Origin of the sequence: Pseudooceanicola aestuariicola (genome assembly GCF_045763785.1) — a bacterium.
Classification (GTDB): Bacteria; Pseudomonadota; Alphaproteobacteria; order Rhodobacterales; family Rhodobacteraceae; genus Pseudooceanicola.
Genome location: NZ_JBJGSF010000026.1, coordinates 1 through 936, shown reverse-complemented (window position 1 = coordinate 936; position 936 = coordinate 1). Strand labels below are relative to the sequence as shown.

Annotated in this window: 1 pseudogene; it reads right to left on the bottom strand. The window is 58.9% G+C overall.

Going from position 1 to position 936, the window contains the following annotated elements:
* Positions 1-74: 74 nt before the first annotated feature.
* Positions 75-860, bottom strand: a pseudogene (locus tag ACI3GR_RS20125) (DUF4158 domain-containing protein); the annotation flags it as partial.
* Positions 861-936 lie beyond the last annotated feature (76 nt).

Below are 936 nucleotides of genomic sequence, written 5' to 3'. Positions count from 1 at the left end.
AAACCATCGTCCCGATGGACCCGAGACCGGTCATGCACTAACAATCAAACCGGACCACTCAGGTGGGGCTGATCATCCAGCAGGGCCGCACCGAGATCCTTGAAAGAACGTAATGTCTCACGCAGCGAAGATCTGGCATCCGCGATGCGCGCGTCGGATAGCCTTTTCGCATCGCGCCAAGTCTTGCCGACGATCCGGTCGTGGGTTTCGATCACAGCATCGGCGACGGCCGCCTTCCATTCGATCGCGCAAACCGCGAGGATCGCCAGGCGCCGGTCACTCGTGATGTCGCGCAACCCATCGGCAAAGTAGCGCTCGCCTTGGCGGCGCAGGCGGGTGATCCGATGTGGCGGTACGTCGGCCAGAATGTCCGGTGAGACGTCCAATTCTTGCAAAAACTCCAGCCGATCCAGTAGTCGCGATGCCCCCGCCGAGTTGCTACCCGCCTCGAAACGGCGAAGCCAGATGAACCGGGTGACATTGCCATCCGCGATGTCCGTCAGCAAAGCGTCCAACTGGTCCTTTGTCTGACCATCAAGCTTGGCCGCGATCCGGCTTTCAATCCGGCGCTCTGCTGACACCAAGGCATCGGCGCAGAGCCGTTCGATGACAGAGATGCCGGGCAGGATCACTTGTGACCGACGGCACTCCTCAACAAACCGGCGCGCCAGGTCTTCGTTGGTTCGGGACGTTTCAGCCTCATTTTCCAGCCATGCCTTGAGGCTGCGTGCGCCCTGGCCCGAGAACATCTTGAAGCCGTAAATCTCACGAAGGGCATGCAAGTGCTGCTGACGGGTTTGCCGACGTGCAGCATAGGGTAGGACATCGTCGCCGGTCAGACCCAACTGGGCCGCGATGAAGCTGTCACTGTACCCTCATTAATCAGAATTGCCTTTAAAATTATCGTTTGTTTTCAGCGGCACGATGTACCCTTAA